Source organism: Streptococcus mitis, assembly GCF_009496285.1.
GTDB lineage: Bacteria > Bacillota > Bacilli > Lactobacillales > Streptococcaceae > Streptococcus > Streptococcus mitis_BP.
On the sequence record NZ_WIJK01000011.1, the window covers coordinates 1 to 26,274 of the forward strand.

At 38.1% G+C, this 26,274-nt stretch carries 22 protein-coding genes, 1 tRNA gene and 1 pseudogene; 19 read left to right on the forward strand and 5 right to left on the reverse strand.

Annotation, left to right across the window (positions count from 1 at the left end):
- The 6 genes and pseudogenes from GEZ89_RS09560 to GEZ89_RS04820 all read left to right on the forward strand — a co-directional run.
- Positions 1-1,242 (forward strand): annotated as a pseudogene (locus GEZ89_RS09560) (ATP-binding protein); the annotation flags it as partial.
- Between the two features lie 325 nt (positions 1,243-1,567).
- Positions 1,568-1,777: a helix-turn-helix transcriptional regulator gene (locus GEZ89_RS04800; RefSeq protein ID WP_001107501.1), complete on the forward strand. Its 210-nt coding sequence runs from the start codon at positions 1,568-1,570 to the stop codon at positions 1,775-1,777.
- A complete protein-coding gene (locus GEZ89_RS04805; RefSeq protein WP_153225154.1) occupies positions 1,767-2,255 on the forward strand; it encodes a DUF6773 family protein in 489 nt (162 codons plus the stop codon). Before GEZ89_RS04800 ends, GEZ89_RS04805 begins: the two co-directional genes overlap by 11 nt.
- Positions 2,256-2,362: 107 nt before the next feature.
- A complete protein-coding gene (locus GEZ89_RS04810) occupies positions 2,363-3,823 on the forward strand; it encodes a nicotinate phosphoribosyltransferase (protein WP_153225155.1) in 1,461 nt (486 codons plus the stop codon).
- Complete coding sequence (nadE, locus tag GEZ89_RS04815) at positions 3,820-4,644, forward strand: ammonia-dependent NAD(+) synthetase (protein ID WP_153225156.1); 825 nt, start codon at positions 3,820-3,822, stop codon at positions 4,642-4,644. Before GEZ89_RS04810 ends, nadE begins: the two co-directional genes overlap by 4 nt.
- Positions 4,645-5,231: 587 nt before the next feature.
- A complete protein-coding gene (locus tag GEZ89_RS04820; protein ID WP_153225157.1) occupies positions 5,232-5,774 on the forward strand; it encodes a GNAT family N-acetyltransferase in 543 nt (180 codons plus the stop codon).
- 45 nt (positions 5,775-5,819) lie between these two features.
- Here the strand turns inward: GEZ89_RS04820 and GEZ89_RS04825 are convergent, their stop codons facing one another.
- The 4 genes from GEZ89_RS04825 to GEZ89_RS04840 all read right to left on the reverse strand — a co-directional run bounded on the left by GEZ89_RS04825 (position 5,820) and on the right by GEZ89_RS04840 (position 10,547).
- A complete protein-coding gene (locus GEZ89_RS04825; RefSeq protein ID WP_153225158.1) occupies positions 5,820-6,902 on the reverse strand; it encodes a M24 family metallopeptidase in 1,083 nt (360 codons plus the stop codon).
- Between the two features lie 115 nt (positions 6,903-7,017).
- The gene (gene gatD / locus GEZ89_RS04830; protein ID WP_153225159.1) at positions 7,018-7,800 is read right to left on the reverse strand and encodes a lipid II isoglutaminyl synthase subunit GatD; all 783 of its coding nucleotides are present in this window, start codon (positions 7,798-7,800) and stop codon (positions 7,018-7,020) included.
- Positions 7,800-9,143: a lipid II isoglutaminyl synthase subunit MurT gene (gene murT, locus GEZ89_RS04835; protein ID WP_153225160.1), complete on the reverse strand. Its 1,344-nt coding sequence runs from the start codon at positions 9,141-9,143 to the stop codon at positions 7,800-7,802. Before murT ends, gatD begins: the two co-directional genes overlap by 1 nt.
- 87 nt (positions 9,144-9,230) lie before the next feature.
- Positions 9,231-10,547, reverse strand: coding sequence for an FAD-containing oxidoreductase (locus GEZ89_RS04840; RefSeq protein WP_153225161.1), 1,317 nt, complete (start codon positions 10,545-10,547; stop codon positions 9,231-9,233).
- A 339-nt stretch (positions 10,548-10,886) separates the two neighbouring features.
- Here GEZ89_RS04840 and GEZ89_RS04845 point away from each other — a divergent pair, with 339 nt between their 5' ends.
- The 11 genes from GEZ89_RS04845 (at position 10,887) to GEZ89_RS04895 (ending at position 21,708) form a co-directional block, all read left to right on the forward strand.
- On the forward strand, positions 10,887-12,446 hold the full coding sequence (locus GEZ89_RS04845; RefSeq protein ID WP_322741484.1) for a DEAD/DEAH box helicase: 1,560 nt from the start codon (positions 10,887-10,889) through the stop codon (positions 12,444-12,446).
- A 270-nt stretch (positions 12,447-12,716) separates the two neighbouring features.
- Complete coding sequence (gene codY / locus GEZ89_RS04850; RefSeq protein WP_153225162.1) at positions 12,717-13,505, forward strand: GTP-sensing pleiotropic transcriptional regulator CodY; 789 nt, start codon at positions 12,717-12,719, stop codon at positions 13,503-13,505.
- Positions 13,505-14,080 (forward strand): cysteine hydrolase family protein, encoded by a 576-nt coding sequence (locus GEZ89_RS04855; protein WP_153225163.1) that lies wholly within the window; start codon positions 13,505-13,507, stop codon positions 14,078-14,080. The genes codY and GEZ89_RS04855 overlap by 1 nt, the downstream gene beginning before the upstream one ends.
- Before the next feature lie 81 nt (positions 14,081-14,161).
- Positions 14,162-14,247, forward strand: a tRNA-Leu gene (locus GEZ89_RS04860).
- Positions 14,248-14,537: 290 nt separating this feature from the next.
- Positions 14,538-15,149 (forward strand): CPBP family intramembrane glutamic endopeptidase, encoded by a 612-nt coding sequence (locus GEZ89_RS04865; protein WP_153225164.1) that lies wholly within the window; start codon positions 14,538-14,540, stop codon positions 15,147-15,149.
- A gap of 125 nt (positions 15,150-15,274) precedes the next feature.
- Entirely contained in the window at positions 15,275-16,552 is a 1,278-nt protein-coding gene (locus tag GEZ89_RS04870; protein ID WP_153225165.1) for an ABC transporter permease, read from the forward strand.
- A 13-nt stretch (positions 16,553-16,565) separates the two neighbouring features.
- A complete protein-coding gene (gene vex2 / locus GEZ89_RS04875) occupies positions 16,566-17,213 on the forward strand; it encodes an ABC transporter ATP-binding subunit Vex2 (RefSeq protein WP_153225166.1) in 648 nt (215 codons plus the stop codon).
- Positions 17,214-17,256: 43 nt separating this feature from the next.
- Positions 17,257-18,636, forward strand: coding sequence for an ABC transporter permease subunit Vex3 (gene vex3, locus GEZ89_RS04880; protein WP_153225167.1), 1,380 nt, complete (start codon positions 17,257-17,259; stop codon positions 18,634-18,636).
- A 70-nt stretch (positions 18,637-18,706) separates the two neighbouring features.
- On the forward strand, positions 18,707-19,363 hold the full coding sequence (vncR, locus tag GEZ89_RS04885; RefSeq protein ID WP_153225168.1) for a response regulator transcription factor VncR: 657 nt from the start codon (positions 18,707-18,709) through the stop codon (positions 19,361-19,363).
- Positions 19,360-20,682, forward strand: coding sequence for a sensor histidine kinase VncS (gene vncS, locus GEZ89_RS04890; protein ID WP_153225169.1), 1,323 nt, complete (start codon positions 19,360-19,362; stop codon positions 20,680-20,682). Before vncR ends, vncS begins: the two co-directional genes overlap by 4 nt.
- A 144-nt stretch (positions 20,683-20,826) precedes the next feature.
- Positions 20,827-21,708, forward strand: a complete 882-nt coding sequence (locus GEZ89_RS04895) for a class II fructose-bisphosphate aldolase (RefSeq protein ID WP_001019005.1) — start codon at positions 20,827-20,829, stop codon at positions 21,706-21,708.
- Positions 21,709-22,211: 503 nt separating this feature from the next.
- Here GEZ89_RS04895 and GEZ89_RS04900 read toward each other — a convergent pair.
- Entirely contained in the window at positions 22,212-22,547 is a 336-nt protein-coding gene (locus tag GEZ89_RS04900) for a helix-turn-helix domain-containing protein (RefSeq protein ID WP_075232165.1), read from the reverse strand.
- Between the two features lie 141 nt (positions 22,548-22,688).
- Between GEZ89_RS04900 and GEZ89_RS04905 the strand changes: the two genes are divergently transcribed.
- Positions 22,689-25,178 carry an SEC10/PgrA surface exclusion domain-containing protein gene (locus tag GEZ89_RS04905; RefSeq protein WP_153225170.1) on the forward strand — a complete coding sequence of 830 codons (2,490 nt, stop codon included), beginning with the start codon at positions 22,689-22,691 and terminating at the stop codon, positions 25,176-25,178.
- The gene (locus GEZ89_RS04910; protein WP_153225171.1) at positions 25,178-26,263 is read left to right on the forward strand and encodes a DUF6287 domain-containing protein; all 1,086 of its coding nucleotides are present in this window, start codon (positions 25,178-25,180) and stop codon (positions 26,261-26,263) included. Before GEZ89_RS04905 ends, GEZ89_RS04910 begins: the two co-directional genes overlap by 1 nt.
- Positions 26,264-26,274 lie beyond the last annotated feature (11 nt).

Genomic DNA, 26,274 nt, shown 5'->3' on the forward strand with positions numbered 1-26,274 from the left:
ATAGCAAATTTCATTGAAAAAATAAACGAAAAAATTCAGAGAATCGGTTCCTTGTTAAAAAATGAATTAAGAGATTTTTCTCACGAAACATTTATTCAAAGTAGGATAGCTGAAGAAGAGACTTCTGATCTCAGCAATCTTAAAAAATATATTATACCAAATTTTAAATTAAAAGATTTTATAATTTTTGAAAAACAAGGAGACAAATTAAAATGTACTCTTTTTGATAAGGAAATTCTATTGGATATTATTCCAAAGACTAAAGAAACAATAAATTTTGGGGTAGTTGAATCATGGATTGATATAGATGATTTAGACAAGAAGATTCCTAATTTAAAGGAATTAATTCAAGTTGCTACAGACATTTATTTTAACGAAGAAAAAGTGAGTGAATTTAATAAACTCCAAGAAGGGGAATGGGTGATTAGTCAAGAGACAGATACTACGGTATCTTCTCTAAAGATAATTTTAAGGAAGCCGGCTCAACCTAAAATCAGTCAAAAAGGAAATATACTCAAGAAGGGGATAGATTATAAAGTTGATAATTTATTCAATTTTACAAATAGTTTTGGTGAAGAGGATAAGGGCTTACATTTTGAAATTGATACAAAAAATAATCCTACTATTAATTTTAATAAAGGTATAATAAGTTTTGGCCGATTAAATGAAAATACAATTGCAATTAAAATAACAGATAAGAAAACAAGGCTTATTCATGAGGCTGATTTTACGTTTAGAGTAGTAGAGGATAACTTTTATATTGCTCAACCAGAATCGTCTAGTAGTAATTTAGTCAGTATGCCTATAAACAAAGAAGTTAACTTTAGGTCAGATGTTGTCAGTTTTATAGGAGAAATTAATCGAATTTTTAGTACTGAAGATTATAGTTTTGTAGCAGTTGCTGCTTATCGAACTTTAATTGAAATTGTTGTAAATGATATTTTGGATAACAGTAAAATAGGTAAGACAGAAAGTTTATTGCAAAACTATAGAAAAGTAATTGAAGAAGGAAAAGATTTGATTGACAGTAGTGAATTAGACGATGCGGATAAGCGAGTTTTGAATTCTTTACGTAGCACAATTAGTTCTAGAGATGAAAGTGAAAGCTTTTTAGCATTTCTTAACCTGTCAACGCATGGGGGAACTAGAATTATAACAAAAGTTGATGTAATGAAAAAAACACAAGAAATAAAATTGCTATTAGGCTTACTATATATTTCTGGTTTGAATAAAGAAAAGTAATTTTGAATTTTAAATATAAGATGTAGTTTTAAATATGGTGGTTTTTTATATAAAAGTTATGTTAAATGGGCTACAAGAACTATGACTAAGCTCTTGCTTGAAAGTTTAGGCATTAAAGCCTACCAAGTCAAACAGAGAAGTGACGTTGTAGATATTTTGAAAAAATTTGAATAAACAGAGAACTCTCTATCATGTAGGTGGTAGAGAGGCTTTTTGTTAAAAAAATCTCACAAAATGACAGATATATATTGCATAATGTAAAATATATGATATAATAAAGTTAAAAAAAGAAGCGCGACTTTTAAAATTAAGGAGGAGGTAACAAGTGGCTAAGAATTTAAAATTAAAACTAGCTCGAGTAGAGCTTGATATGACGCAGGGTGATTTGGCAGAAGCTGTGGGTGTCACTAGGCAGACTATCGGTTTGATAGAAGCTGGAAAGTACAATCCTTCGCTTTCACTTTGCCAATCCATTTGCAGATGCCTAGGGAAAACTCTAGATCAATTATTTTGGGAGGAAGAAGATGAAAAATAAATTTTATTATTATCAATTACTAGACGAAAGAGAAGAACAACTGATGAATAAAGCATGGGCAGAGAGTTTTCATATCTCTATCGGATTGTTGTTTCTAGCTTATATCATATCAGTGTTAGCACCAAGCCTATTTACTCCCAGCATGCTTCTCGTTATTATCATCATAGGGAATTTTTACTTTTTCAATCGTGCTCGAAGTCTAGGTGTGACCTACTATAGTCGTTTTCATTTTACAATTTTAGGATGCCTATTATTAACTCTAGTGATTACAGCTAGCTTGATGCTACAAAACTACCAGTTTAATATCGAAATTTATCAGCACAATCCTCTGTATATTAAGTACATTTATGCATGTGTATTTACTTATATCTTTTATCTTCCTTGGGTATTTATTGGCAACTTAGGCTTGAAAAGTTATGGTGAATGGGCCCAGAAAAAGTTTGAGCAGGATATGGATGAACTTGAGAGTATGGAATAGCTTGTTAGCTTTTTCTCCATCTTGGTAAAATGTGTTATAATAGTACTAATTTATGAGAAAAGAAGAAATATTTTCATCTTTTTACAAATAGGGAAGAAGGACAGTATATGTACCCAGATGACAGTTTAACATTGCACACAGATTTGTATCAGATTAACATGATGCAGGTTTACTTCGACCAAGGAATTCATAACAAGAAAGCAGTTTTTGAAGTTTATTTCCGCCAACAACCGTTTAAAAATGGTTATGCTGTTTTTGCAGGTTTGGAACGAATTGTGAACTACCTAGAAAACCTGCGCTTTTCTGATAGCGATATAGCTTATTTGGAGTCACTTGGTTATCATGGCGCCTTCTTGGAATATCTCCGTAATCTCAAGTTAGAGTTGACGGTGCGTTCTGCTCAAGAAGGGGACTTGGTATTTGCCAATGAACCGATCGTTCAAGTGGAAGGACCTTTGGCGCAGTGTCAATTGGTTGAAACAGCTCTTTTAAATATTGTTAATTTTCAAACCTTGATTGCGACTAAGGCTGCTCGTATTCGCTCGGTCATTGAAGATGAACCTCTGATGGAGTTCGGTACACGTCGTGCGCAAGAGATGGATGCAGCTATCTGGGGAACACGTGCGGCTGTCATTGGTGGTGCTAATGGAACCAGTAATGTCCGTGCTGGTAAGCTCTTTGGAATTCCGGTTTTAGGGACTCATGCTCATGCTTTAGTTCAAGTCTATGGCAATGATTATCAGGCCTTCAAGGCTTATGCCTCAACTCACCGTGATTGTGTCTTTCTTGTAGATACTTATGATACTCTTCGTATCGGTGTTCCTGCTGCCATTCAGGTTGCAAGAGAATTAGGTGACAAGATTAACTTTAAGGGCGTTCGTATTGACTCTGGTGATATTGCCTATATTTCTAAAAAAGTTCGTCAACAACTGGACGAGGCAGGATTCACTGATGCTAAGATTTATGCATCCAATGACCTTGATGAAAATACCATCCTTAACCTCAAGATGCAAAAAGCTAAGATTGATGTCTGGGGTGTAGGAACTAAGCTCATTACAGCCTATGACCAACCAGCTCTAGGAGCGGTTTATAAGGTTGTTGCCATTGAAGATGAAAATGGTCAGATGCGCAATACTATCAAACTTTCAAACAATGCAGAGAAGGTTTCAACACCAGGTAAGAAGCAAGTTTGGCGCATCACCAGCCGTGAAAAAGGCAAGTCTGAAGGTGACTACATTACCTACGATGGTGTAGATGTTACTAGTATGACGGAGATTAAGATGTTCCATCCGACCTATACTTACATCAAGAAAACTGTCCGCAATTTTGATGCCGTTCCTCTCTTGGTGAACATCTTCAAGGACGGTAAGTTGGTCTATGATTTACCAAGTCTTCCTGAAATTCAGGCCTATGCTCGTAAGGAATTTGACAAGCTTTGGGACGAATACAAACGTGTTCTTAACCCACAACATTACCCTGTCGACTTGGCCCGTGATGTATGGCAAGACAAGATGGACTTGATTGATAAAATGCGTAAGGAAGCTCTAGGTGAAGGAGAAGAAGAATGAGTTTGCAAGAGACCATTATCCAAGAACTGGGGGTTAAACCAGTGATTGATGCCCAGGAAGAAATCCGTCGTTCGATTGACTTTTTGAAAAGATACTTGAAAAAACATCCTTTTTTAAAGACATTTGTCTTAGGAATTTCTGGGGGACAGGACTCGACTTTGGCAGGACGCTTGGCTCAATTAGCCATGGAAGAAATGCGGGCAGAAACAGGTGATGACAGCTATAAATTTATCGCTGTTCGTTTGCCTTATGGAGTGCAAGCAGATGAAGCAGATGCCCAAAAAGCCCTAGCTTTTATCCAGCCAGATGTGAGCTTGGTCGTTAATATCAAGGAATCTGCTGATGCTATGACGGCAGCAGTGGAAGCAACAGGAAGTTCTGTTTCAGATTTTAACAAGGGAAATATCAAGGCTCGTAGTCGTATGATTGCCCAATATGCCCTTGCGGGTGCTCATAGCGGAGCTGTTATCGGGACAGACCATGCTGCGGAAAATATCACAGGTTTCTTTACCAAGTTTGGTGATGGTGGTGCAGATATTCTCCCACTCTATCGCCTCAATAAACGCCAAGGAAAACAACTCTTGAAAGAGCTTGGAGCTGATCCAGCCCTCTATGAAAAAATCCCAACAGCAGATTTGGAAGAAGAAAAACCAGGCATTGCAGATGAAGTAGCCTTGGGAGTCACTTACAATGAAATTGATGATTACCTCGAAGGAAAGCAAGTCAGCCCAGAAGCCCAAGCCACCATTGAAAAATGGTGGTACAAAGGCCAACACAAACGCCACTTACCAATCACCGTATTTGATAAGTTTTGGGAGTAAAAACCTCCAGTGGAGGTTTTTACCCTCTCACCTAGAAATAAGAAAGTGAGAGTAAGTCCGGGGGACCTTTTTACCTTGAGCCTAGAAATTAGAAAGCAAGAATAACCTCCAGTGGAGGTTTTTACCCCGAATCTAGGAATAGGGAAACGAGGCAGGTCGGTAACTCGAAGAGTTCGATTTTCCTTGTCTCACCCCCGCAAGGCTGACTAGGCTTGAAAAAACTTGATAAAGTGCATTTCAAGCCAGACAGCGACTGCGTCATGAAATTAGAGGAAACTGTTGTTTTCTCAATGTTTATGAGTATAGTGTTTTTACCCCGAGTCTAGAAATAGGGAAACGAGGCAGGTCGGTAACTCGAAGAGTTTGATTTTCCTTGTCTCACCCCCGCAACGATGACTAGGCTTGAAAAAACTTGCTAAAGTGCATTTCAAGCCAGACAGCGACTGCGTCATGAAATTAGAGGAAACTGTTGTTTTCTCAATGTTTATGAGTGTAGTGTTTTTACCCAGAGCCTAGAAATAAGAAAGCTAAGAAGGTCCAGTGGACCTTCTTAGCTTGAAGATTCAAATAGAAAGCGAGTTACGATTATGAAAGCAGTAGGGACACAAACTATTGAGACAGAACGTTTGATACTGAGGAGATTTGTGGAAGGTGATGCTCAAGCCATGTTTGATAATTGGGCTTCACGCTCAGAAAATCTGACTTATGTGACTTGGAATCCACACCTCAATGTTGAACAAACTCGAAATTCTATTGGCAATTGGGTAAAATCCTATGACGATCCAAATTACTACAAATGGGCCATTTGTCTCAAAGAAAATCCAGATTATGTCATCGGAGATATTAGTCTTGTCAGTGCAGATGAAAATAACTCTAGCTGTGAGATTGGATATATCTTAGGGATGGACTACTGGGGACGAGGACTCATGACAGAAGCCTTGAAGGCAGTTTTATCATACTGTCTAGATGAGATTGGATTTGAAGAGGTTGATGCTTGCTATGTAAGTCTAAACCCAGCATCTGGTCGTGTCATGGAAAAAGCAGGTATGACTTTTTGGAAGACGATCCCAAATGCAGTTGAACGAAAAGGTTATATAGCTGATAAAATTTATTATCAAATCAAAAAATAAGATGGAAAAGTCTCACTTTTCCATCTTATTTTTTATAAATTGATTTTAATCAAAATAAAGCAAATCTTTGCTAGTGCTTGTAAAGAGGTCAAAGCCGTCTTTTGTAACAACACCACAGTCTTCGATACGGACACCGACTTTACCAGGGATGTAGATACCAGGTTCAACTGAGAAGCACATACCTTCTTCGATAACCATGTCGTTTCCTTCCATGATAGATGGGAATTCGTGGACGTCCATACCGATACCGTGCCCGAGACGGTGGTTGAAGTACTCACCATAACCTGCTTTTTCGATAACTTCACGGGCAGCACGGTCTACTTCATGCGCAGTGACACCAGGTTTGATAAAGTCAAGGGCAGCTTGTTGGGCTTCAAGAGTCAAGTTGTAAATGTCTTTCTTGAATTGGTCAGGTTTACCAACAGCGACTGTACGAGTCATATCTGATGCATAACCATTGACCATAACACCGAGGTCAAAGAGGAGAAGAGCATTGTTTTCAACCTTATTGGCTCCAGGAATACCATGAGGATTTGCAGCATTATCACCTGTCAAAACCATAGTATCAAAACTCATTTCATAGCCTTCACGTTTCATAGCGAAGTCGATTTGCGCAATGATATCTGTTTCGGTATTGTCAAGAGAAATATTATCAAAACCAACTTTGACAGACTTGTCGGCGTAAACACCTGCAACCATCATCTTTTGCACTTCGTCTGCTGACTTGATCAAGCGCATACGTTGGATTAGTGGAGTCAAGTTTTCAAATTCAGCAGTTTCAAAGACAGATTTTAAACCGTGGTATTTAGTCAAGATGAGGTTATCAAACTCAACTGCAACACGTTTGAAATCAAGCTGTGGCAAAGCGTTTTGGATTTTCTTCCAAGGGTTTTCAGAGTCTACATAACCAACAACTGGGAAAGAGACAGTGCTAGTCGCACGTTCAACCTCAAGGGCTGGAACAAAGAGAAGTGGTTCCTGGTCTGCAAGGACAAAGAGGAACATTTGGCGTTCGTGTGGATCACTGTAAAAACCAGTGAGGTAATTGATAGTGACGGGGTCAGATACGACTGCGACGTCTAACTTTTCAGATTCGAGATATGTTACAATTTGTTGTAATTTAGACATATGTTACCTTCTTTCTACCCCTCTATTTTTGCAAAAAATAGTAGAAAATGCAAGAGAGAAGGGGAAAAGACTACAAAAAAATTCCAACAGCTAATAGCATGTTGGAATAGAAAGTTTAGTTGAATTCTGCCTTACTTTTCACATCGCTGTATTCTTCAGCTACTTCTTGGCTAAGGATATCTTCATAAGCTGGAAGGATAATGTCCTGACCATATTTTTTCTTGAGTGCAGTAGTGACCAAGCGATAGGCTAAGTTTGCATTACGGGATAAAATAGGTCCGTGGAAATAAGAACCGAAAACATTTCTATAGTGAACACCTTCACCGATTTTTTCTTCATTATTTCCATTTCCGTAAACAACCTGACCGAGTGGTTTTTGGTCATCTGAGAGGAAGGTACGGCCTTGGTGGTTCTCAAAGCCATAGTAGGTTTCGTCGAATTCTTCGTTATGAATTTTAATGTCACCGATAAAACGGTTATTGGTTTGGTTGAGTGTATAGTGTCCCATAACACCTAAACCTTCGATACGTCTTCCAGAAGCTTCGATATAGTATTGGCCTAATAGTTGGAAGCCACCACAGATAGCAAGGACAACACCATCATTTTGGATAAAGTTGTCAATGCTCTCTTTTTTATCTGGCAAATCACCAGCAATAATACTCTGTTCAAAGTCTTGACCACCGCCGAAAAAGGCGATGTCGTAGTGATTTTCATCGAAATCATCATGAAGTGAAACGATATCAACTGTTACATGAGCCCCAAGTTTTTCAGCTACGTACTTGAGCATAAGGATATTTCCATTATCTCCGTAGGTGTTCATGAGGTTTCCATAGAGGTGGGCGATATTCAGCTGGTATGGATAGTTGCCGTCTTTTGAGGAAAGTGAAGTAAAAACCATTAGTTCATCTCCTTTCTAACAATCTGACGATTGGCAAGAAGTTCTCGGAACTCCAGCATAGCTGTATAAGTCGCAAGGATATAGGCATGCTTGCATTCTTGAGCTTCAATCGTTTTAAGAACTTGTTCCAAGCTGCTCGTTTCAGTGATCTTGTCAGCTGGATAGCCAGTAACACGTAGACGACGAGCAATTTCAGAATGACGAACTCCACCCGCATTGATTTCAGGAATGTCCATATCAGTAATTTGCTCAAAGTCAGCATCCCAAATCCAGCTGGTATCAATCCCGTCCGCATAGTTGGCATTGAGGAGAACAGATAGACTAAATGGGTAAGGAGCTAGTTTGATCATTTCGATGGCCTGGGTAGCACCAACAGGATTTTTAATAAGAACCAGTGTGCATTCCTTGTCACCAATCTGGAAGGTTTCTTGGCGACCGAATACTGCACGACTCTTGTCAAATCCTTGCTTGATTAGTTGTGGCTCAGCTCCGAGGAAGCGGGCAATAGCGACAGCAGCCAGAGCATTGTAGATGTTGTAGAGACCACCGATTTGAATACCGTATTCTTGGCCGTCGATAACAAAACGAGAGCGATTGTTGGTCAATTCAACCAGTTCAGTCAGACGATAATCCAGCTCAGGACGTTTGCATCCACAATTTTCACAGATATAGGCCCCCAAGTTGGCATAGGTATTAAGCTCATACTTAAGAATGCTATGACATTCAGGGCAGAGGATACCTTCGGTATTGTAGTGAGCAAGTTGCGCTGGACCTTTTTTCATATCAAAACCAAAATACTGAACAGGATTTGGAATTGTAGGTTTGTAGAAAAGAGGACTGTCACCATTCAGCAGAACAGTAGCAGTAGGAACTTTCCGAATAGCATCCAAAATCATGTTGTAAGTCGTGTAGATCTCACCATAGCGGTCCATTTGGTCACGGAAGATATTGGTGATGACGAAGAGACTTGGCTTGATGTAGTCACAGATACGGGAAAGACTGGCCTCGTCGATTTCTAAAACTGCAATGTTTTTACCTGTTTTAGAGGATTTTGCTGTCAAGAAGGTGGTGGTAATCCCTGTAATCATATTGGCACCACTAGGATTGGTCAGAACTTGACCATAGACTTCGTTTAAAATACCGACAGTGAGGGCGGTTGTCAGGGTTTTTCCATTGGTACCAGTAACTACGACAATCTCGTAGTTCTTCGCTAAATGTTGTAAAATATCTTTATCAAATTGGAGGGCAAGTTTCCCTGGGAGCGTACTTCCACGTCCGAGACGACTCAAAATAAAGTGAGAAGAACGTCCAGCAAGGAGCCCAAAAGTAGTTTCTAATTTCATGTTTCTATTATATCATAAAAGCTGAAAAAGACAGATTTGAGATTTTAGAAAAAGAAAAACAGCCCAAGGAGGGCTGCCTGAATTAACTTAAATCGCAAACAAGTCATTCAAGTTTTCAGCCAAGGTTGGGTGAGTGAAGATTTGTTTTGTGAAGTAAGTGTATGGGATTTTGTTGTCCATAGCAACAGTAATGATGTTGATGATTTCTTGTGATCCTTCTGAAAAGATGCTTGCCCCGAGAATTTCTTTGGTTTCAGTATTGACAACAGCTTTGAAGGCTCCACGAAGGTCTCCGTTTACGTGACCACGAGGCATGGCTGCAACAGGGATTTCCTTAACAGCGTATGGAAGCTTCAATTCAGCAGCTTGACTTTCAGTCAAACCAACTTGTGAAAGTGCTGGTGTGATAAACATGGTATTTGGCACATTGAGACGGTCTTCAAGTGTGTAGCTGCCATCACCAGCAAGGTAGCTGTAGACAACACGGAAGTCATCAAGTGAAATGTAAGTGAATTGAAGGCCACCGTTGACATCTCCAACTGCAAAGACACCAGGAACATTTGTTTGACAGTTTTTGTCGACCTTGATAGCGCCACGTTCAGTAAGTTCAATATCTGTATTTTCAAGTTGAAGTGGTTCAACATTTGGTTTACGTCCTGTTGCATAGAGAAGGGCATCGAAACGATAGGTTTCATTTTCAGTCACAACAAGAACTTGGTCACCATCGTTTTTGATTTCAGTAGTATGGATGTTTTGAAGCAATTCGATGCCGTCTTCTTCCATGTATTGTTTAGCAAGAGCTGCGATGGAAGGTTCTGCACGAGGTAGGAAAGTATCTAGAGCATCCAAGACTGTTACCTTGCTTCCGAGTTTGTTGTAAAGACCAGCAAATTCAAGACCAATGTTTCCACCACCAAGAATTCCGAGTTTTTCTGGTAATTGTTCCAAGTTTTGGATACCTGTTGAGTCAAAGACATTCTTGCTGGTCGCAAGACCTGGAATTGATAAAACGTTTGAAACAGCACCAGTGTTGATAACAATTGTTTCAGCTGTTAGTTCTTGTTTTTCATCACCAGCTTGAATTTCGATGACTTTATTAGAAACAAAGTGGGCTTCGGCATCAATGATATCAACTCCAGTACCAGCGATAGTAGCATAGTTTTTACCATTGAGGCGTGTAGTAACAGTGTTTTTAGTTGCCATAACCTCGTCAAATGACAAGTCCTTTTCTGCAGCAACTAATAAGGTTTTAGTTGGAATACAACCGATGTTGATACAAGTTCCACCGTACATAGCCTTGTTGCGTTCGATAAGGGCAACTTTTTTACCAGCTGAAGCTAGTTTGGCAGCAAGAGTTTTACCTGCCTTACCAAATCCAATAACAATTAAATCGTATGTTAACATTTTTAAATCCTCCTGTTTGTTTTCATTCTAACACAAGAAAAAAATTTTTTCACAATTCTGCTACGGGAAAAAATATTGGACTAAATTAGTCTTACGAAAGCTTTTGAGAATCAAGTTCAAAAAATAGAAAAATCGTTTACATGATTTAATCAAGTGGTTAGACTATCTTTTGGCTCTCTCTTGTGTTATACTAGATAAGTTGCAAAGAAAGCAGTACTTTTCTTTAGTGGAAAAGAAGCAACACGGTCTTTCATAAAAACTGAAAGTACGTCATGACAAGAAAAGTATAAACTAAGCGCTATAGGATGGCTTCGCACCATCTTTAGAAAGAAGAATAACGTGAAATTTAATGAATTTAATCTTTCTGCTGATTTATTGGCAGAAATTGAAAAAGCAGGATTTGTAGAAGCAAGTCCTATCCAAGAGCAAACTATTCCTTTGGCTCTTGAAGGGAAAGATGTTATCGGACAAGCTCAAACCGGTACAGGGAAAACTGCAGCCTTTGGCTTGCCAACCCTTGAAAAGATTCGTACAGAAGAAGCAACCATTCAAGCTTTGGTGATTGCCCCAACTCGTGAACTAGCTGTTCAAAGTCAGGAAGAACTTTTCCGCTTTGGACGTAGCAAGGGTGTAAAAGTCCGTTCTGTTTATGGTGGTTCAAGTATTGAAAAACAAATCAAGGCTCTTAAGTCAGGAGCTCATATCGTAGTTGGAACGCCTGGTCGTCTCCTAGACTTGATTAAACGCAAAGCCTTGAAATTGCAAGATATTGAAACTCTCATCCTTGACGAAGCAGATGAGATGCTTAACATGGGCTTCCTTGAGGATATTGAAGCCATTATCTCTCGTGTCCCAGAAAATCGTCAAACCTTGCTCTTTTCAGCAACTATGCCAGATGCTATCAAACGTATCGGGGTTCAGTTCATGAAAGAACCTGAGCATGTGAAGATTGCGGCTAAAGAGTTGACAACAGAATTGGTAGACCAGTACTATATCCGCGTTAAGGAACAAGAAAAATTTGATACCATGACTCGTCTTATGGATGTTGATCAACCTGAGTTGTCAATCGTCTTCGGTCGTACAAAACGCCGTGTAGATGAATTGACTCGTGGTTTGAAAATCCGTGGTTTCCGTGCAGAAGGAATTCATGGTGATTTGGACCAAAACAAACGTCTTCGTGTCCTTCGTGATTTTAAAAACGGTAATCTGGATGTTCTAGTTGCGACGGACGTTGCAGCGCGTGGCTTGGATATTTCAGGTGTGACCCATGTCTATAACTACGATATTCCACAAGATCCTGAAAGTTATGTTCACCGTATCGGTCGTACAGGTCGTGCTGGTAAGTCAGGTCAGTCTATTACTTTCGTATCACCAAATGAAATGGGCTACCTCCAAATCATTGAAAACTTGACTAAGAAACGCATGAAAGGTCTTAAACCTGCAAGTGCAGAAGAAGCCTTCCAAGCTAAGAAGCAAGTAGCTCTTAAGAAAATCGAACGTGATTTTGCTAATGAGGAAATTCGTAGCAACTTTGAGAAGTTTGGCAAGGATGCTCGTCAATTGGCCTCAGAATTCAGCCCAGAAGAATTGGCAATGTATATCTTGAGTCTGACTGTTCAAGATCCAGATAGTCTGCCTGAAGTGGAGATTGCGCGTGAAAAACCATTACCGTTTAAACCATCAGGTAGTGGCTTCGGTGGTAAAGCCAAGGGAGGCCGTGGAGACCGTCGCCGTCGCGACAATCGTCGTGGTGAACGTCGAGATGACTTCAAAAAAGGCAGTCGCAAAAATGACCGCTTTGATAAGGAAAAACGTTACCGTAAAGACAACAAAAAACCTCGCACAACATCTAGCGAAAAGCAAACAGGCTTTGTTATTCGAAACAAGGGCGATAAATAATAAAAAAAGCGGTTCACTGAGGTGAATCGCTTTTCTATATAAGGAGACCGAGAGTTAAGTAAAAATCAATACTATAAGTAATATCTATATACTTGTTATCTTGTAATATTATATTATCAAAAAATGAGGGAGTTGTCAACAAGAAAATTGAAAAAAATATAAAAAATTGCAAATGTAAGAGAATTGCAATACAATAAGCAATTTTCAGATAATTATTGAAATAAAGACAGTTTTGTGATATAATGGGAGCGATTAAATACGAGGTGAAAAATGGCACATTTATTAGAAAAAACGAGAAAAATCACATCTATCTTAAAGCGTTCGGAGGAGCAACTACAGGATGAGCTTCCCTATAATGCCATTACACGTCAATTAGCAGATATCATCGATTGCAATGCTTGTATTGTCAATAGCAAGGGGCGTTTATTGGGCTACTTTATGCGCTATAAAACAAACACCGATCGTGTAGAGCAGTTCTTCCAAACAAAGATTTTCCCTGAGGATTATATCCAAGGGGCAAATATGATTTACGATACAGAAGCAAATCTGACTGTAGATCACGAATTAAGCATCTTTCCAGTTGAGAGTCGTGCAGATTTCCCAGATGGTTTGACAACGATTGCTCCAATTCATGTTTCTGGGATTCGTTTGGGATCTTTGATTATCTGGCGTAATGATAAGAAATTTGAAGATGAGGATTTGATCCTTGTTGAGATTGCCAGCACGGTGGTTGGTATTCAGCTTTTGAACTTCCAACGTGAAGAAGATGAGAAAAATATCCGCCGTCGTACAGCCGTAACAATGGCAGTCAATACTCTTTCTTACTCTGAGTTACGAGCAGTATCAGCTATTTTGGGTGAATTGAATGGCAATGAAGGACAATTAACTGCTTCAGTTATTGCAGACCGTATCGGTATTACGCGTTCTGTGATTGTCAATGCTCTTCGAAAACTCGAATCAGCAGGAATTATTGAAAGTCGTTCACTGGGGATGAAGGGAACTTATCTTAAGGTCTTGATCCCAGATATCTTTGAAGAAGTGAAAAAGAGGGACTATTAATGGCTAATGCTTTAATTTCAATTGACTATACAGAAGATTTTGTAGCGGATTATGGAAAATTGACAGCTGGAGCTCCTGCTCAAGCTATATCAGAAGCGATCAATCAGGTGACTAGATTAGCATTTGACCGTGGAGATTATATTTTCTTTACCATTGATGCTCATGAGGAAAATGATGTCTTTCATCCAGAAAGTAAACTATTTCCCCCTCATAATCTGATTGGGACCAGCGGGCGTAATCTATATGGTAAGTTAGCCGAGTTCTATCAGGAATATGCTGGCGATAGTCGTGTTTTCTGGATGGACAAGCGTCACTATTCGGCTTTTTCTGGCACAGATTTGGATATCCGTCTGAGAGAGCGTCGCGTGGATACAGTCATCTTAACAGGTGTTCTTACAGATATCTGTGTATTGCATACGGCTATCGATGCCTATAATCTTGGGTATCAGATAGAAGTTGTTAAGCCAGCAGTTGCATCAATCTGGCCTGAAAATCACCAGTTTGCACTTGGACATTTTAAGAATACATTAGGAGCGAAACTCCTTGATGAAAATCTAGTTGAAATCAAAGAATAATGTATTCAAAAAAAATGAAAAAAATCTGAAAAAAGTGTTGACAAAGTTTGTGAAAGTTGATATACTAGTAAAGTAATCGACGCGGGGATGGCGGAATTGGCAGACGCGCAGGACTAAGGATCCTGTGACCGCTTTAGGTCGTGAGGGTTCAAGTCCCTCTCTCCGCATAGGAAAAGAGTTAGCTTCAGCTAGCTCTTTTTTGTTGAAATGCATAGCAATAAATCTACAGGAGAAGAATACCTTTTTCTTGTGGTTTTTTTCTTTCAATTCAAAAAGTGCTATAATAGATATAGAAAAGATGGCAAAAGTTCAGTTTTGAAAAAATTAGAGAGGTAGTAGTGTAGAAAAGTTTAATCTATCCTAGTTTATAAGGGTTCTTATCGGAAAGCTTTCATAGTTAAAGACTTGTATTTCCTGATTTAAAATAAGTATTTCAAAAATGTAAAGGGGGATTACGATGGTTAATGAACTTCAACGAATAATGAGCGCCTTTATTCAAATTCTCTTTATTATTTTACTACCTTCTATCTGGTGGTTTCTGACTGTGAGGGGGAAAGTCCCATTTATGGAATGGATTGGTTTAAAATCTATTAAAAGGGATAAAGATTCTTATCTAATTACATGGATAATTGGTGGTTTTCTCTTGTTTACCATTTTTTATATGCTTATCTTTCCTCTAACACGTAGTATAGAAACGGCTACTTCGACTTTTTCTGGTATGGGCTATAAGGCTTTACCAAGTATTCTAATTTATAGTATTTTGCAAACATCTTTGCCAGAGGAACTGCTATTTAGAGGATTTCTACTGAAACGAATGGCAAATCACATGCCGTTTGTCTTTGCAAATACGATACAGGCTATCGCTTTTGGATTGCTTCATGGAGTATTATTTGCTTCAGTAGTAAGTTTAGAAGTCACTTTTTTCATTATATTTTTTACTGGAGCAATAGCAGCTTATCTTGGTTTTGTTAATGAAAAGAAAGCTGGAGGGTCCATTTTAACAAGTTGGATCATACATGCTGTAGCTAACATTTTCTCTGGGATAGTTGCTGCATTTTCTCTGTTTTAATCTGGGTGATTTATAAATATAAAGTCAGTAGAAATACTGGCTTATTTTATTTCAAAAATTTTTCTTATTTCATAAACATTTCATATTTGGATATTATAATAGTCTTACAAATATGGAGGTGCTATATGAATCCCATTCAAAGAGCTTGGGCTTACGTCAGCAGAAAACGACTGAGAAGTCTCATATTATTCCTGATTCTATTTGTCTTATTGGCTGGAATATCGGCTTGTTTGACGCTCATGAAGTCCAACAAAACAGTAGAAAATAATCTCTATCGATCATTGAATACATCTTTCTCGATTAAAAGAATCGAACCGGATCAGACTTTTCAATTGTCTCAACTAGATTGCCTGAAAAAGATAAAGGGTCTTGAGAATATTTCACCTGAGTTAGAAACAATAGCCAAGTTAACTGACAAAGAAGTCGTTACTGGAGAACAAAGTATTCAAAGGGATGATTTGACAGAGGCTGAAAAAAATCTCGTCAGTTTGATTGCTTTGGAAGATTCTTCCAAGGATGTTTCTTTTACAAGTTCCGCCTTTACCCTTAAAGAAGGAAGGCATTTAGAAAAAGGAGATAGCAAAAAAATCTTAATCCATGAAGATTTAGCCAAGAAAAACAATCTAAAAATAGGTGATAAGATTAGCTTAAATCCTGTTCCAGTAGAAGGAAATAGTGGACAAAGGCTAGATTATGAAATCGTAGGTATTTTCTCAGGGCAGAAGCAAGAGAAATTTACCGGTCTATCATCAGACTTTAGTGAAAATACGGTCTATACTGACTACGAAAGTAGCCAAACTCTTCTTGGAAATAAGGAAGCTCAAGTTTCTGCTGCTCGTTTCTATCTAGAAAATCCCAAAGATATGGATGGCATCCTTCAAGAGGTTGAAAAGTTATCTCTGGAAAACCAAGGTTTCCAAGTAGAAAAGGAAAATAAGGCTTTTGAACAAATCAAGGATTCAGTTTCGACCTTCCAAACCTTCCTCCAAATTTTCCTCTATGGCATTATGATTGCTGGTGTGGGAGCGCTGATTTTGGTCTTGTCACTTTGGTTACGAGAGCGAGTCTACGAGGTTGGTATTTTATTGGCACTAGGAAAAGGAAAAATAGCAATCTTTAGCCAATTCTGCCTGGAAGTCATCCTAGTTTCATTGGCAGCTATTCTGCCAGCATTTGTGGCTGGGAATGCCATTACTTCCTATCTCTTGAAGACTGTACTAGCAAGTGGCGATCAAGCCGCACTACAAGATACGCTAGCAAAGGCAACGAATCTTTCAACCAGTATTCTATCATTTGGAGAATCTTACGTCTTTCTACTTGTGATTAGCTGCTTGTCAGTTGCACTTTGTTTTATCTTTTTATTTAGAAAATCACCTAAGGAAATTTTATCATCCATCAGTTAATAAAGGAGAAATCATGACTTTACTACAATTACAAGATCTTACGTATCGTTACAAAAACACTGCAGAAGCTGTATTATATAAAATCAATTACGATTTTGAACATGGAAAATTCTATAGCATCATTGGAGAATCAGGAGCTGGGAAGTCAACACTCTTATCTCTATTAGCAGGACTTGATAGCCCAGTCGAAGGTGCTATTAAGTTTGAGGGAAAGGACATTCGTGAACAAGGTTATTCTTATCACCGTATGCACCATATCTCGCTAGTTTTCCAAAACTATAATTTGATTGATTATCTTTCTCCATTGGAAAATATCCGCTTGGTCAATAAAAAGGCCAGCAAGGATACCCTTCTTGAACTTGGTTTAGATGAAAGTCAGATCAAGCGGAATGTTCTCCAATTATCAGGTGGGCAGCAACAACGGGTTGCCATTGCTCGTAGTCTTGTATCTGAGGCGCCAGTGATTTTAGCAGATGAACCAACAGGAAACCTAGATCCTAAGACTGCTGGAGATATTATTGACCTGCTCAAATCTCTTGCTGAGAAAACAGGCAAGTGTGTGATTGTTGTGACCCACAGTAAGGAAGTAGCACAGGCATCAGATATTACACTTGAATTGAAGGATAAGAAACTGACTGAAACAAGAAAAAATAGTAACTAAATCTTTTAAATATATAATTGAAGTAAATCTAGAAAGGAATCTTATGTTACACAACGCATTTGCCTATGTCACAAGAAAATTTTTTAAGTCCCTTGTGATCTTTCTTATCATTCTCTTGATGGCTAGTTTGAGTTTGGTCGGCTTGTCTATCAAGGGTGCGACAGCCAAGGCTTCTCAGGAAACCTTTAAAAATATCACCAATAGTTTTTCCATGCAAATCAATCGTAGAGTCAATCAAGGAACTCCACGTGGTGCAGGGAATATCAAGGGTGAAGATATCAAAAAAATTACAGAGAATAAAGCCATCGAATCCTACATCAAACGGATCAACGCTATCGGTGATTTAACAGGCTATGAATTGATTGAGACACCTGAAACTAAGAAAAATCTAACGCCAGATCGAGCTCAACGTTTTGGAAGTAGCTTGATGATAACAGGAGTCAATGACTCTTCTAAAGAAGACAAGTTTGTGTCAGGCTCTTACAAACTGGTCGAAGGTGAGCATTTAACAAACGATGACAAATACCAAATTCTCATGCACAAAAACTTGGCTGCTAAACACGGTTGGAAAGTAGGAGACAAGGTCAAACTCAACTCCAATATCTACGATGCCGATAATGAAAAAGGAGCCAAGGAAACAGTAGAAGTAACGATCAAAGGACTCTTTGATGGACATAATAAATCTGCTGTGACCTACTCACAAGAACTATATGAGAATACAGCTATCACAGATATTCACACAGCTGCCCAGCTCTATGGTTATACAGAAGATACAGCTATCTATGGCGATGCTACCTTCTTTGTGGCTGGAGATAAGAACCTAGATAGTGTCATGCAAGAATTAGGCTCTATCAACGGTATCAACTGGAAGATGTATAGCTTGATTAAGAGTTCATCTAACTACCCTGCCCTTGAACAATCAATCTCAGGCATGTACAAGATGGCTAATCTGCTTTTCTGGGGTAGCTTGAGCTTCTCTGTTCTTCTACTTGCTCTCTTACTGACACTATGGATTAACGCTCGTCGTAAAGAGGTTGGAATTCTCCTTTCAATTGGTCTAAAACAAGCAAGTATTTTAGGACAATTTATCACAGAAGCAGTTATGATTGCTATTCCAGCTCTCATTTCAGCCTACTTCCTAGCTAATTATACAGCTCGTGCTATTGGAAATACAGTACTAGCCAATGTCACATCAGATGTGGCTAAGCAGGCAAGTAAGGCAGCCCAAGCTTCCAATCTCGGTGGTGGTGCAGAAGTTGACGGCTTTAGCAAGACACTTTCAAGTCTGGATATTTCCATTCAACCTTCTGACTTTGCTATCATCTTTGTACTTGGCTTAGTTCTTGTAGTATTAGTTATGGCACTTGCTTCCAGCAATCTCCTCTTTAAACAACCAAAAGAACTCTTGTTGGATAGTGAATAAAAAACCTGCTACCTATTCTCATTCAAATGAGATATAATATAGGTAGCATTTTTGATAGAAAAGGATTTATATGAAAATTCTAATTGTAGAAGATGAAGACATGATCCGTGAGGGAATTAGTGACTATTTGACGGATTGTGGCTATGAAACCATTCAGGCAGCAGATGGCCTTGAGGCCTTAGAACAATTTTCCAATCACCAAGTTGCTCTGATTCTCCTAGATATTCAAATGCCGAAACTCAATGGTTTAGAGGTTTTGTCAGAAATCCGAAAAAGCAGTCAAGTTCCAGTCCTCATGTTGACAGCCTTTCAGGACGAAGAATATAAGATGAGTGCCTTTGCTGCATTAGCTGATGGTTATTTGGAAAAGCCTTTTTCTCTATCTTTGTTAAAAGTACGAGTGGATGCTATCTTTAAACGTTATTATGATGCAGGTCGTAGCTTTACCTATAAGGATACCAAGGTCGATTTTGACAGTTATAGTGCCACAGTGGCTGATCAAGAAGTTGCAGTGAATGCAAAAGAATTAGAAATTTTAGACTATCTGGTTAAAAATGAAGGTCGTGCCTTAACACGGTCGCAGATTATCGATGCTGTATGGAAGATGACAGATGAGGTTCCTTTTGACCGAGTGATCGATGTCTATATCAAGGAATTACGGAAAAAATTGGATTTAGATTGTATTCTTACCGTGCGCAATGTTGGCTATAAATTGGAGAGAAAATGAAACGTTCAGGTCTATTTAAAAAGATATTTATTTATACCTTCTCGGTATTTTCTACCTTAGTCATTTGTTTACATTTGGCCATCTATTTCCTCTTTCCATCAACCTATCTCAGTCACCGTCAGGAGAACATAGGGCTCAAGGCTACAGAAATTGCACAATCCCTCCAAGGAAAGGACAGTCAAACTATCCAGGAAGTCCTTGAACTTTATTCTCAAAGTAGTGATATTAAGGGATCCATCAAGGGAGAGATGACCCAGGATAAGTTGGAGGTCAAGGACAATCTTCCCATTGATAAAGAACGACAGACGGCTTCCTTGGTCATTGAGGAAAGAGAAGTTCAAATCAAGGATGGTCAGACTATGACCTTGCAGTTTTTAGCTTCTATGGATTTGCAAAAAGAAGCAGAAGACATCAGTCTTCAATTTCTGCCTTATACTTTATTAGCGTCTTTCATCATTTCGCTCCTCATCGCCTTAATCTATGCTAGAACCATTGTTGCTCCTATTTTGGAAATCAAACGAGTGACTCGACGGATGATGGATTTGGATGCAGAAGTGAGGTTGCGCGTGGATTCTAAGGATGAAATTGGCGATCTTAAAGAACAAATCAACAGCCTTTATCAGCATCTCTTGACTGTGATTGCAGATTTGCATGAGAAAAACGAGGCCATCCTCCAGCTGGAAAAGATGAAGGTTGAGTTTTTACGAGGAGCTTCCCATGAGCTCAAGACACCTCTAGCTAGTCTAAAGATTCTTCTGGAAAATATGCAAGCCAATATCGGACGCTACAAAGATAGAGACCATTATCTGGGAGTTTCTTTGGGTATCGTTGACGATTTGAGTCACCATGTCCAGCAAATCCTATCCCTTTCTTCGGTACAGGAACTGCGAGATAAGAAGGAAGACATCAATCTTCTGGATATGACCAATCTTCTATTGAAGGACTATGACTTGTTAGCCAAGGAGAGGGAAATCTCAGTTGTGAATCAACTGACTGACCAACAAACTTATCTAAATCCTTCGGTACTAAAGCTGATTCTTTCCAATCTTATCAGTAATGCTGTGAAACACTCTGTCCAAGGAGGTTATCTAAAAATTGGAGTAAAAGATGGCTGGATTTTTATAGAAAACACCTGTACAACAGAAGAGCAAGATAAGTTTGAACAATCCTTTACGACTTCTAGTCGACAAAGTAAGGGAGCTGGCTTGGGACTCTTCGTAGTTAAAAGTTTATTGGAAAACGAAGAAATCTACTATCGTTTCGAAAGATATAACGACCACTTGGCATTTTACATGAACCTGCCTCAGAACAAGGATTAGACCAAGTGGGAAAAGGTTTACATATCTAAAAATAGAAGAAATTCAATCGAAACCACGGGAAAAACTAGCTTTTTTTGTGAAAAAGTGATAAAATGAACAATGTAAATGGGATGTCCCATAAAAATATACAGGAGGCCTGATAAAATGGCAATCGTTTCAGCAGAAAAATTTGTCCAAGCAGCTCGTGACAACGGTTATGCAGTTGGTGGATTTAACACAAACAACCTTGAGTGGACTCAAGCTATCTTGCGTGCAGCAGAAGCTAAAAAAGCTCCAGTTTTGATCCAAACTTCAATGGGTGCTGCTAAATACATGGGTGGTTACAAAGTTGCTCGCAACTTGATCGCTAACCTTGTTGAATCAATGGGTATCACTGTACCAGTAGCTATCCACCTTGACCACGGTCACTACGAAGATGCACTTGAGTGTATTCAAGTTGGTTATACTTCAGTTATGTTTGACGGTTCACACCTTCCAGTTGAAGAAAACCTTGAAAAAGCTCGTAAAGTTGTAGAATTTGCTCACGCAAATGGTGTATCAGTAGAAGCTGAAGTTGGAACTATCGGTGGTGAAGAAGACGGAATCATCGGTGACGGTGAATTGGCTCCAATTGAAGACGCTAAAGCAATGGTTGCAACTGGTATCGACTTCTTGGCAGCTGGTATCGGTAACATCCACGGTCCTTACCCAGCAAACTGGAAAGGTCTTCACCTTGACCACTTGCAAAAATTGACTGAAGCTGTACCAGGATTCCCAATCGTATTGCACGGTGGATCAGGTATTCCTGATGACCAAATCCAAGCAGCTATCAAACTTGGTGTTGCTAAAGTTAACGTTAATACTGAATGCCAAATCGCATTCGCTAACGCAACTCGTAAATTTGCTCGTGACTACGAAGCAAACGAAGCAGAATACGACAAGAAGAAACTCTTCGACCCACGTAAATTCTTGGCTGACGGTGTAAAAGCTATCCAAGCATCAGTTGAAGAACGTATCGACGTATTCGGTTCAGAAGGTAAAGCTTAATCTAGCTGAACAAAACATAACAGAAACCTGCCCCTGAGGGTGGGTTTTTTTCAATTTAATTTTTTATAGAGTTGTGAGAATAAATGTAAATCAAAGATGTTGATAAACAAGTCTTTAAAATTAGAAAAACGCATATTATCAGGTGGTAAGAACCTTGATAATATGCGTTTCATTTTGGGAATATTCACTAACTTATATGGTAGATTTAATTTTTTATCTAAGATACTTCATATGACTAACAAAGTCAACTTGAAGAACTGCCTTAAATTTTATATAAAACTGATAAAGTCAGTAACCTAGTTACATCAAGGATGCATCGACCTAATTTGAATCATATTTTTATCAGATATATAGTGTAATGAAATAAAATCTGAACAAATTGACTAGGAAAATCAAATCAATTTCTAGTAATATTTTAGAAGCCAGACTGTACTATTGTTTATTCAACACACTATAAAATTGAAGTGTCAATAGAAAAATGCTAGATAAAAAAGTCTAGCATTTTATTCTTCTAAAGTTTCTAAGATGAGGTTAATAGCATCAAGTAGTTTTTTTCGTTTTGAAATGGGTAGTTCAGAAATCAGTTCAAATGTTTTTGTCGTCTCAAAATCAGTTTCTTGATTAAAAAAGTTAAAAAATTCAGCTTCAGTGACTTCCAAAGCAATGATAATTTTCTCTAACGTTTCTAATTTTATATTTAAATTTTTATTTTCAATATTATAGATATAATTAATACCTAGATTGGCTTTCTCACTCAACTCCCACTGTGTCATTTTTTTCTGCTTTCTTAAATGTCGGATTCGAAGAGAGATATGTTTTTGTAATGTGTATTTGTTCATATAATCCCCTAATTTCTCTATTGTAACTCTTAAATTATCACCACAAATCCCCTCTGTAGAGTTAAAATTATACTGAAATCACTTTACAAAATAGGTATTTTGTATTAAACTAATGGAAGAACGACTTATAAGGAGTGAAATATGGATAAACGCACAAAATGGAGTTTAGCAGCAGCTGCACTTGTTACAGCTAGCCTAGCAAAGGTTGAAGATGTCAATGCTAAGGAATTAACTGAACAAGGACTTTCTTCTCAAGTAGTCACTGAGCAAACATCAACTAAAACCGTAGAAATTACAAAAGAACAAGTCAATCACGCAAAAGAAAACGTGAAACATGCTGAACAAACTGTTGAAAATGCACGTACAGTGAATGACAATGCCATTCAAACAGTAACAGAACTTGAAAAACAGGTATCTGTAGCGAAACAAAATGTACAAGATGCAGAAACGAATCAAAAAGCATCTGATATATCTATTGCTGAAGCGGAAGATAAACTAACCAATGCAGTTGAACAGGTTAATAATGCAACAATGCAACATTCAGTATCAGCTGATCAAGTAACTCATGCTAATCAAACCATTGAAGTTGAAATAACAAAACTCAAACAAGCAACTGAACAAGTAAACGAACAAGAACATATCGTTCAATCAGCACAAGATCGTGTTCAAGAAGTTGAAGAATCTATTCGTCATACAAATGAACGTGAACTAACTGATGCACTTACTCAAGCAAAAACAGTTGTAGAGCAGTCAAAAGATGCGGTTACACTAGCTGAGCATCAAGTCGACGATGCAAAAGCAGCTGATAACAAACGTAATGAAACAATCAATATCTTAGACGAAAAAGTTACCCAAGCAACAACCAACAATGTTATTGCAAATAATACAGTAACAAACAAAGAAGCAGAGGTTAAGGTAGCAGAACAACGAGTGCAAGAAGCACAACAAATGCTGAATGAAGCGACCACAACACTAAAAACATTAACAACGAATCAAGTCGTAAATACATTAACTCTTAGTGATGAATATATTAAAGCACTAAAAGAAGATGACGAAGTAACCTTGAAACGTATTAATGAAATCGTTGGTGATAAAAATGAATACAAGTCAAACGAAGTTGATAAAACTCGAAGTGTTGATATTCGAAATTTAACATATGACCAACAATTAGAATTGACACAATTTGCAGCTGATTTGATTAATCAAGTACGTAAGCAATACGGATCACCACTTGTTACAATTACAAAAGACTCTCTTAAATTTGCAAATACAGTTGTACGTAGAGATGAAGCAAATGGTTATCAAATGGATGATGGGCATGATGTTAAGGTCATTAATGAGGTTGCACATGAGTTTGGCCTAAAAACCGGTAAAAATCTTCAATTTTATGAAAACCTATTTTCATATGGATTTAATGACGATGATTATGAAAATGAGTACAAACACTTAGGTGTAAATGCTGATCAGTTCTATACTAAAACAATGGATGAAGCTAAAGCTACCATTTATAAATCATTAGAAGCATTCTTATTCAATGGATATGAATGGGAACACGCACGAAGTGTTGTAGGTTATACAAATGAACCAGCATATTTTGGCCTTGCTATTGGACATGGATTAGCCGTTGGTAAGACACATTTCGAATATGTAGAACCACGTTATATTAAAGATCCATCAAAATTTGATACTACTGAAATTAAAGTGGAGTCACCAACCGAACGTATTGAACAAGCAAAAGCTGAAGTTACGAATGCAGAAGTTACTCTTTCTAAAGCAAAGACTGAATTAGTTGAAAAACAAACCGAATTAGCAACTGCAAAAGAACAGGCTCAAGCAACAGGTCTCATTCTTGCAGATGCAAAAGAAGCACTTACAAAAGCTAAGGAATCTAAAGAACAGACTCCTGATGCAGTAACAAAACTAGAATTAGCCAAAGATAACCTTCGTAAAGCTGAATTTGAAAAAGAAACGGCAGAAGAAAAACTTAAATCGATTTCTAAAACAAAAGAAGAAAAAGAAAAAGATCTACTTGCAGCTAAAGAAAAGTTGAGTCAAGATAATAACGAATTAAAATCTCGTAAAGATAACCTTTCAGCTATTGAACAACGTTATAATGAAGCAGTTAAGCAATTGACAGATGCTAAAGAAAACTTTAATATCACATTAAACGTATTAACGGAAGCAAAACAAGAACTTAAAACTGCACAAGATAAAGTTACTGCTTTGAAAAATGGACCTAAACTATTAGAAGCTGCAAAACATACACTTAATCAACTCACACACGAGTATGAAAAAGCTCTAGACTTACAACATACAAGTGAACTAGAATTGAAAAAGGCAATTTCTGAGCTTACTAACGCAACTCATGAATATCAAGTAATTAAAGCTCAATATGACGCATATCAAGCAACGCTAAAACCATCAACCGATGTAAAAGATAGTAAAGATCAAAATCTGAAAGGGAAAAAAGAGACTCAAAGTGCGAATCAGGTTGTTAGCTATAGCCGTGTAGCTAGAAATAAAGAATTGCCAAAAACTGGTAGTGCAAGCTCTGTTTTAACCTTGATTGGCCTAGGTGCACTTAGCTTACTTGGAGTAACACGTTCAAAACGCAAAAAAGAGGATAGATAATGAAAAGAGTCAGTATATTTGTTTCATTGATATTCTTATTAGTTTTGTTAACAGGTTGTGGTAAGAATCTTAACGGTATTTATGAAGGGAAAAATGGGATAGTTTCATATCGCTTGGAGATCAAAGATAAAGTAGCATCTTTGAGAATGAATGCCTTGGTTTTTGAGGATAATGTGGATCTATCTGTTGATTCTAAAAATAAGGAGTTAACTGGAACATATAGGGATGACGAAGTAAGCTTATCTTATGAAATGAAGGAAGAGTCTCTGACTTTAACACCGAAAAATTCAGGAGCTTTAAAAATCACCTCAGATTCAGTTGTACTGAAAAAAATAACCGGAAATGGTGAAAAAGAATCAGAAAAGCACTCTTCTTCAACTCAGAGTGAAGATGCTGGAACATCAACAAAATCATCAACTAATAAAAGCTCACAAAAGAGTAGTTCTACAGAAGAAAAGTCCTCGACCACTTTGGATGTGACTGCTATCCAGTCAGGAGAGTTTTCTAGTCTAGTTGGAACCTGGCAGAATGCTAATGGGAAAGTCTTGAAATTTGATCGACAAGGTCTTGTCGAACCACAAGATACGCGATTGAATACAAATCGATCCACTCTTGAAGGAGGGATTTTAAAGGCTAGTTTACAGCATGGATTTACTGGTTCAATGATTTACTTGGCGCCCAGTGGAACAGTTTTTCCAGATGGAGTAGATGGAAAACATGATGCTTCTGATAGTTCAAAAGATAGAATCTGGACTGGACAACAAGGTATATTTTCAGATGCAAATGATTTTTACTACAAGATGAGCACGGAGCTTTTAGATACGACAGGAACTACTGTGAAACGTAGTGGAGAAGATGCACGTAAACGGCGTAATACTGGTGTTTGGTTAAGTGGTGGACAGTCCTCCGTTGATTATGCAAACGAAAAGCTAGGTTTTAAAGAGCGTGAAGTATTTGCAGGAAACTACGGTATGACAGATGAAATCCCCTATAATGCAGTTCATAGTACAGATGGTTCTGTAGTTTGGGTCTATCAAAACGGGGTAATCTTACAAGAAGACGGACAAATTCTTTATGAACCGTGAGTGGGAGTTAG